The 7,723-nt window shown below is 69.5% G+C and carries 7 protein-coding genes and 4 pseudogenes; 2 read left to right on the top strand and 9 right to left on the bottom strand.

Features of this window, described 5'->3' with window-relative positions:
* Positions 1-322: 322 nt before the first annotated feature.
* A pseudogene (locus tag M4J07_RS45460) lies at positions 323-780 on the top strand (RICIN domain-containing protein); the annotation flags it as partial.
* A 401-nt stretch (positions 781-1,181) separates the two neighbouring features.
* Here the strand turns inward: M4J07_RS45460 and M4J07_RS45465 are convergent.
* From M4J07_RS45465 to M4J07_RS45480, 4 genes are all read right to left on the bottom strand, one after another.
* Positions 1,182-1,928: an SDR family oxidoreductase gene (locus tag M4J07_RS45465; protein WP_255982809.1), complete on the bottom strand. Its 747-nt coding sequence runs from the start codon at positions 1,926-1,928 to the stop codon at positions 1,182-1,184.
* A gap of 69 nt (positions 1,929-1,997) precedes the next feature.
* Positions 1,998-3,068 (bottom strand): aldo/keto reductase, encoded by a 1,071-nt coding sequence (locus tag M4J07_RS45470; protein WP_255982811.1) that lies wholly within the window; start codon positions 3,066-3,068, stop codon positions 1,998-2,000.
* A 71-nt stretch (positions 3,069-3,139) separates the two neighbouring features.
* Positions 3,140-3,370 carry an SDR family oxidoreductase gene (locus M4J07_RS45475; RefSeq protein ID WP_255982813.1) on the bottom strand — a complete coding sequence of 77 codons (231 nt, stop codon included), beginning with the start codon at positions 3,368-3,370 and terminating at the stop codon, positions 3,140-3,142.
* A gap of 10 nt (positions 3,371-3,380) precedes the next feature.
* On the bottom strand, positions 3,381-3,731 hold the full coding sequence (locus M4J07_RS45480) for an SDR family NAD(P)-dependent oxidoreductase (protein ID WP_255982815.1): 351 nt from the start codon (positions 3,729-3,731) through the stop codon (positions 3,381-3,383).
* Positions 3,732-3,868: 137 nt separating this feature from the next.
* Here M4J07_RS45480 and M4J07_RS45485 point away from each other — a divergent pair, with 137 nt between their 5' ends.
* Positions 3,869-4,435 (top strand): TetR/AcrR family transcriptional regulator, encoded by a 567-nt coding sequence (locus tag M4J07_RS45485; protein WP_255982817.1) that lies wholly within the window; start codon positions 3,869-3,871, stop codon positions 4,433-4,435.
* A gap of 430 nt (positions 4,436-4,865) precedes the next feature.
* On the opposite strand, the pseudogene M4J07_RS48380 reads toward M4J07_RS45485, so the two are convergent.
* The 5 genes and pseudogenes from M4J07_RS48380 to M4J07_RS48735 all read right to left on the bottom strand — a co-directional run.
* A pseudogene (locus M4J07_RS48380) lies at positions 4,866-5,234 on the bottom strand (hypothetical protein); the annotation flags it as partial.
* Positions 5,206-6,390, bottom strand: coding sequence for an FAD-dependent monooxygenase (locus M4J07_RS45495; protein ID WP_255982819.1), 1,185 nt, complete (start codon positions 6,388-6,390; stop codon positions 5,206-5,208). The pseudogene M4J07_RS48380 and the gene M4J07_RS45495, both read right to left, overlap by 29 nt.
* 40 nt (positions 6,391-6,430) lie before the next feature.
* Positions 6,431-6,895 carry an MBL fold metallo-hydrolase gene (locus M4J07_RS45500; RefSeq protein WP_255982821.1) on the bottom strand — a complete coding sequence of 155 codons (465 nt, stop codon included), beginning with the start codon at positions 6,893-6,895 and terminating at the stop codon, positions 6,431-6,433.
* A 284-nt stretch (positions 6,896-7,179) separates the two neighbouring features.
* Positions 7,180-7,392, bottom strand: a pseudogene (locus tag M4J07_RS48730) (hypothetical protein); the annotation flags it as partial.
* Between the two features lie 45 nt (positions 7,393-7,437).
* A pseudogene (locus tag M4J07_RS48735) lies at positions 7,438-7,584 on the bottom strand (MFS transporter); the annotation flags it as partial.
* Positions 7,585-7,723 lie beyond the last annotated feature (139 nt).

Raw genomic sequence — 7,723 nt, forward strand, 5'->3', positions numbered from 1 at the left:
AACCCGAGTCGGCTCCGGCACCGTGAGGGGACCCACCGCCTCCAATCGGCAGTGGAGTCGGCGGCAGCCGACGCGCCAGGCCGTGGTGCGTTCGACGTCCGGCCGCGGCGCCCGAGCCGTTGGCCGTCAATGCCGCGGCGGGCGACACGGGCCACGGTCATCGCCGAGCTCTACCGCCCCGGGGCTGAGGACTTGACCACAAGAAGGGTCGAGTGCTGTTGTCTGCGGCTTCGACGTCTACCGACCCCATGAATACACGGAGGGCACCTCTCATGGGAGCGCCCTCCGTGTTCAGTCAACTCAGCCGGTTCCGTAGGGAGTCACCGCGACGGCGAACGGCTCCGCGGTGGACCTGGGCCCGTTCCACGAAGCACACGGCTTCTATTACACCGTCTACTGGAACTGGGCATCCAGGACATGTCCACCGCCGACGGAGGCCGCGCCCTCCAATGGACCGACAGCGGAACCGCCGACCACGACTGGGAACTGATCGACGACGGGGAGCCAGTCCGTATTCGCAACGCCAACAGCGGCACGGTCCTCGGCGTGCGGGACATGTCCACCGCGGACGACGCCAGCGTTCTGCAATGGGCCGGCAACGGCACGGCGGACCATCTGTGGACACTGCTCGACCAAGGCGACAGCACCCACAAGATCCGTAACGTCCACAGCGGCAAACTGCTCGCCGTCGCAGGCGACTCCAGCGCCGTCGGGGCCTTCGCGATCCAGACGTCCGACGACGGCACCGCCGACAGCAGGTGGCGCATCGAGACCGTCTGACCCGAGTCCGCACAAGAGGGCGCGAGCGACGGCTGGACCCTGGGCGGTGGACCGACACTGTGCCGCCATCCGCCACACGACGTCCCGAACCGGAACACCCTCCACGGCTACTTCGCGAGATCGCAGACCGCCGGAATCGCCCCCACCCGGCGGTCTGCGTGATCGACGCCAGAACGTCAAGACCTCCGCCTCGGCCCGGACGACTGCTACGGCGTCGCCTGGACGCTCCTGCACCTGATCGAAACCGGCCCGAACCCCGTTCTGGCCACCGACCCTGGGCCAGAAGCAGACGAATGGCACCGACGGCTCTTCCACCGCGCCGTGAACGGAGGACTCATCCCCTGAGCTCGACGGTGCCCAACTCGCATCAGGCGCGCCCGTGGCGGGACCGCAGGCCTGGTTCAGAGCTGGGTCTCACCGCCGTCCACAGCCAGCTCGATTCCGGTGGTGTACGTGGCGTCGAAGGCAAGGAATGCGGCTGCCTTGGCGAACTCCTCGACGGTTCCGTAGCGCTTCATGGGGTTGCTCGCGGTCCGCTCCGCTCTGAACTGCTCGACTGCCTCCTCGGACAGGTTCATCGTTTCCAGGATCCCCGAGTCGATGGGACCCGGGGAGATCGCGTTGACACGGATTCCTCGCGGAAGCAGCTCGCGGGAGAGGGTGCGGGCCATCGAGCGCAGCGCCGCCTTGCCGGCTGCGTAGACGCTGGTGTCCAGCACGCCGATGGCGTTGGCGATCGAGGTGGTGAGGACGACGCCGGCGTTCGCACTCAGCAGCGGGGCCAGCTTCTGCACCGAGAAGAAGGCGCCCTTGACGTTGATCGCGAACAGTTCGTCATAGGCCTCCTCGGTCGTCGACTCCAGAGGTGTGAGGGGTGAGACGCCGGCGTTGACGAAGAGAGCCTCGATCGTGCCGAGTTCGCTCTTCACACGGTCGGCGAGCATGTCCAGGTCGGACAGTGAGGCCACATCGGCCCGGACGGCCACGGCATTCTTGCCGATCCGCTCGCGCGCCGCGTCGAGCTTGGTCTGAGACCGGCCGGTGATCACCACGCGGGCTCCGCCTTGTACCAGGAGCTCCGCCACCGCGAGTCCCATTCCGCTGCTGCCGCCCGTGATCACGACATTCTTGTCGCTGTACTCACTCATGCCGAGGTTGCTCCGTTCCATCGCCGAATGCGTGGCTGTGTGTATGGACATCGACGTTCGTGCACGGCGTCAGCGCCGGGTTTCGACCTTCATGTCGCCCGAGGTGACCGTGCGGATGTGGTCGCTGGCGAGCAGGGCGTGCGGGTTGCCGAGGTCGATGGCGCTGACCTCGTCGAGGCGGGCCAGCTGGGAAGGAGTGAGGTCGACCTGCAGGGCGCCCAGGTTGTCCTCGAGTTGTTCGATGGTGCGGGCGCCGATGACGGGTGCCGTCACGCCCGGGGCGTGCAAGGTCCAGGCCAGTGCGACCTGGGCGGGTGTGCGCCCCAGCTCCGCGGCCACCTCCTTCACCACGTCCGCGATGGCGAGGGTGCGTTCGGTGACCATGCCCAGGGCTGCGTTGAGGCTCTTGCGGCTGCTGGCGGTCTCGCCGGCGACGGCGCCCGCCGGGTTCAGGTCGTCCCGGCTGTACTTGCCGGTGAGCAGCCCGCCGCCCAGCGGGGAGAAGGGCACCACGCCCAGGCCCATCTCGCGCGCCATGGGGATGAGGTCGCGCTCTGCGGTACGTTCGATCAGGCTGTACTCGGTCTCCAGCGCGACCAGCGGCGACCAGCCACGCAGGTCGGCGATCGCCTGCATGCGCGACACCTGCCAAGCCGGGGCGCTGGAGATCGCCACATAGAGAACCTTGCCCTGCCTCACCAGGTCGTCCAGGCCGCGCAGGATCTCCTCCACCGGAGTCCTGAAGTCCCAGACGTTCAGATAGAGCAGATCGATGTAGTCCGTGTCGAGCTGCCGCAGGCTGCCTTCCACCGATGCGAGCATGCTCTTGCGCTGCGTGCCACCGGAATTGGGGTCACCGGGCTGACGCAGCGTCGAGTACTTCGTCGCGAGCACCAGGCGCTCGCGCTCGCCGCGGGCGAACTCGCCCAGCAGACGCTCGGAACTGCCGTTGGTGTAGGTGCTGGCAGTGTCGAAGAAGTTGCCGCCGAGCTCGGTGTAGCGCTCGAACAGCTTGCGCGCGCCCTCGCGTTCGGCGCCCCAGCCCCACTCGGTGCCGAAGGTTGCCGTGCCCAGCGCCAGCGGTGAGACCCGCAGGCCGGAACGGCCCAGCAGTCGGTAGGTGTCGAGAGTGAGCGGCATCGTGTTCTCCTGTTGGTTGTGGTGCGTGGTGTTCGAGAGGTGCGGGCTGGTGGCCGGCACCTGTCCGTATTTCAGGCGCCGAGCCCGTAGTCGCCGGCCACGGCGATGTCCTGACCGGTGACGTATCCGGCGGCGTCCGAGGCGAGGAAGGCGACGACTTCCGCGATTTCCTGGCCGGATCCGAAGCGCTCGAACGGGATCTTCGTACGTATGGCGCCCCGGCCGCTCTGGGGAATTTCCAGCTTGTCGAACAGCGAGGTCTCGGTCGCCCCGGGACTCACGGCGTTGCTGGGGGCAGCCACGCGCGGCGCCCTACTGGCGATGCTGCCCTCGCTCGCACTCGAACTGGCTCCGCGCAGGATCCGCGTCACGACGGGCTCCGATGCCGGCGACCGGTGCGGGGCGGAAGATCCCCGCGTTGAGGAAGAGCAGATCGAGAGACCCGAAGCCTTCGGCCACCGTTGCCACGAGAGCGTCGGTGTCGGCCAGGATGCCTGCGTCGGACTGGACGACGAGTACGTCGTCAGGAAGCTCGCGCCGTGCCCGTGCCAGGGAGTCGGGGTCCTGCCCAGTGACAGCGACCTGGTAGCCACGGGCGTGCAGGAGCTCGGCGGTCGCCCTGCCGATTCCGGTCGTACCGCCGGTGATGAGTGCTGCGGGCATGGCGGGCCTTTCGTCGAGTGGGCCGAGTCGAACACCATCAGTAAACGGGGAGGTCCCCGGTTCCCTGACAGTACACTAAACGGAGACGTCCCCGATTTGCTTCCCGCCCCTCACCCGACGCTCCTGATCGGAAGGCCATGACAGCTCCACGAAGCGCCCTGCGCGCCGACGCCCGCCGCAACCGCGAGCACCTGATCGCCACCGCGGCCGAAGCCTTCGCCTCCGGACAGGCGATCTCGCTGGACGGGATCGCCAAACGTGCGGGCGTGGGAAGCGGCACGCTCTACCGGCACTTCCCCACCCGAGAGGACCTCGTCGAAGAGGTCTACCGCGACCAGATCCGTCCGCTGCGCGATGACGCACGAGCCCTCCTCGACGCCGAACAGCCCGCAGAGGCCCTTCACGCCTGGATGCACCGCTTCGCCGAGTGGGCGGGCGAACGGCGCGGCATCTGCGAAGCCCTGGTCGCCATGAGCGCATCCGGACGCTTCGGAACCGGACCGGTCTGCGACGAGGTCCAGCAAGTCCTGAGCATGGTGCTCGAGGCCGGCGCCGAGGCAGGAGAACTGCGCGACGACATCGATCCGGTCGACGTCGGCAGCATCCTCGCCAGCGTGCTCGCCGTGGCCGGCGCACCAGAGCAGCGCGCCCAACTCGACCGCATGCTCACCATCGTCGTCGACGGACTGAGGCCGCGCTGCTGACCTCAGGTGCGTGAGGTCGCCAAGGAGGTGTCCGCGGGCCGGTGCCGGTGAGGAGGACGTCGTGCCACAGCGCTCGGGTTGACCCAGGTCAACTTCGGCGGCCCGCCGCACCGTCGCTCGGATGATGCGCGATCTCGGTCTCCAGGGCGCCGACGAGGCAAGAGGATCCGCACCACATCCGACGCCGGGGCAGCGCCGCAACTCCGGCTGTTCCAGACCTGGTTCGTCATTCGGATGCGGGCAGTCAGTACACGACTGTCGCGTTCACCGCGGATCTTCTTGCCGCCGGCATCGACGTCTCGCCCGGCGTCGCGGCCTGCAGAGGCCACTCCGCACGCACTGGCCTTCGGCACCCGGGTGAGGCACAGGAGTGGTCAAGGCGCTCGACCAGTGTCGTGCCGTAGGACTCGACCGCGAGGTGCGGGTGACGGCCGGCCACAGCGATGTCCCGCCAGTACCACTGGAGCACGTTCGAGTTGGTGAACCCGCTGGCGCCGTGCAGGTCCATCATGCGCTCCGTAGCGGCTCGGCAGTCACGTCCCGCGTCCGCGAGGTCCATCTGCAGCTGTGGCCTGTCGGCGGCCGACAGACCGCCGGTGTCCGCGAGCCGTGCCACCGCGAGCATCCTCCTCGCGAACGCCGGCGATTCGGCCCGACGGACCCACAGGCGGCCCGGGGCCCCTCCGGACCATCCCGGGGAATCACTCCCCGCGCGCACCTGGTCGGCGGCGCCGCCGACCAGGCGAGGTCCCCCGCGCGGATCACCGTTCTCAGCCCAAGGCCACCGTCCAGGCGTCATACGCGTACACCCAGTCCCCGTTGCCCGAGGTGTGCAGCCAGTCGTTACCTCGGGAGCCGAGTTGGACACGGGCGGTGCGGTCCTGGCGGGTGGTCTCGTACGACTTCAGGGCCGGTTCCGGGCAGCGGGGGTCGGCGGTGGCCAGGGCACGGGCGAGGACGACGGCATCCTCGATGGCCATGGCGGCGCCCTGGGCCATGAAGGGTGTCATCGGGTGGCAGGCGTCGCCGAGCAGGGTGCGGCGGGCCGACGACCACAAGGGCAGGGGGTCACGGACGTACAGGGCGGACTTGAGGACCTCGTCGCAGGCGTCGAGGACGGCGCGCGCCTCGGGGTGGAAGTCCCCGTAGTGGGAGCGGAGTTCGGCGGCGTCGCCCGGGGTGGTCCAGGACTCGTGCTGCCAGCTCTCCTGGGCCGTGGTCGCGAAGACGAACAGGTCCCGGCCCCGGTTGAGGGGGAAGGTGACCAGCTGGGTGGCCGGGTCGGGTCCCCACCACTTGGTGAAGGTGTCCATGCCGGGGACTTCGAGGCGCCCGGCGGAGACCACGGCACGGTAGGCGACGAGACCGGTGAACCGGGGCGTTTCCGGGCCGAACAGGTCGGTGCGTACGACGGAGTGGATGCCGTCGGCGCCGACCAGGATGTCGACGTCCGTCTCGGAGCCGTCCTCGAACGTCGCGGTGACACCATCGGTGTGCTCGACGGTGCGTATCAGCCGGCTGCCGAAGCGGACCGTGCCGGGCGGCAGCGCGTCTTCCAGGGCGGCGAGCAAGTCCGCGCGGTGCATGGTGAGTTGCGGAGCTCCGTAACGGGTCTGGGCCTCGTCGCCCATCTCGATGCGGGAGGTCTCCTCCCCGGTGTCCCAGCTCCGGCTGAGACGGTGGGTGGGGCGGGCCGCCGTCCGCCGCAGTGTCGCGCCGACCCCTAGGCCGTCGAGGGCCTTGACCGCGTTGGGCGTGAGGTTGATGTCGGCGCCGACGCGGCCGAAGCGTGCCGCCTGCTCGAAGACGACCGGTTCCAGACCCGCCCTGCGCAGGGCGATCGCGGCCGCAAGGCCGCCGACCCCGCCGCCCACGATGCCGACGGTGAGCCTCCCGCCGTCCGTCGGGCCGCCTTGGCGCGGGTGAGTCGGGGCGTGCTGGTTGTTCGCGTGCATGGTGCGGTTCTCCGTGTAACTCGAGGAAGGGAAGGGCGGTTCAACGAACGGGGACGAGGCGAGTCAGGTCGTGCCCGACGACGACCGGGCCGGTGTAGGTCGCGGCCACCTTGCGGGTCCAGTCGTCGTCACCGACCTCGCGCGGGTCCGGCGGGCCGGTGTGGCTGAGGGCGACGTGGCGTGCTCCGGCCGCGGTGGCGAGCCTGCCGACGTCACCGGGCGCGGTGTGGGAGGCGGTCTGGAAGTCGAGGAGGCGGTCGGAGTAGCCGAGGCCTCGGGAGAAGTCGGGCTCCATGGTTTCGTGGACCAGCAGGTCTGCGCCTGCGGCGAGTTCGCCAACGCTGTGGCTGTACGCGGTGTCGCCGGAGAAGGCGACGATGCCCTCCTCTGTCTCGAAGCGGTAGCCGAAACTCTGGTGCAGAGGCGGGTGCGGGACCTCGCGGGCGGTGACCCGCACCCGGTCGTCCTCGTACACGAGCACGTCCTGGCCGGCCGGCGGGGACACCAGGTCGTGGGCCGGACGAGGTCCGCGAGCGGAGTGCGCGCGCTGGTGCGCAGGCGCACGGCGGCATCCTGGCCGAAGGCGGCGAGGAGGTGGGTGAGCAGGCCCTCGGTGCCGGGTTGCGGATGGTCAGGCAGGATGCGGTCGGGGCCGGGGCCCGCGATGTGGACCGGCTTGTTCACGCCGTGGTCGGCCGGACCCCAGCCGAGCAGGAACAGGTTGAACGGGTCGGCGGTGTGGTCGGAGTGCAGGTGGGTGAGGAAGACCGCGCGCAGGTCACTGAGGCGCAGCCCGGCCTGCGCGTACTTGCGCAGCGCGCCGTAACCGGCGTCCACCAGATACGTCCGGTCCCCGACGACGACCGCGGTGGAGGCGCCCTGCCGCCCGGGCGCCGGGCAAGGGCCCGCGCCGGTGCCGAGCAGGAGGACGCTCAGCGCCGTCGGGCCGTCCGGCACGAACCGGAGGGCCAGGAACGGCAGCAGTGAGGTGCAGCCGGCCATCAGCAGACTGCACGCGGCTTCGCCATCGGGGGTGAGGTGCCGACAGGCGATCAGCAGCTGGTCGAGGGCTTCGAAGAAGGTGACCACGCCGATGGCGAGGCGCACCCTGACCTGCCAGCGGGACATCGGCAACCGTTCGAGGCGCGCCGCGATGCCCTGCCGCGCGGCGTCGGGCGTGACGCTGGTACTCATTCGGCCCTCCTGCGGCCCTGCCGACCCCGATGGATATGACTTAGCGCTAAATGATTTAGCGCTAAGATTTCTAGCAGGCCGGAAGAAGCGGCCACAACCCCTCCGAGCCAAGAGATTGCGACCGCTTCACATGTGCTGC

Source organism: Streptomyces longispororuber, from assembly GCF_024448165.1.
Lineage (GTDB): Bacteria > Actinomycetota > Actinomycetes > Streptomycetales > Streptomycetaceae > Streptomyces > Streptomyces longispororuber_A.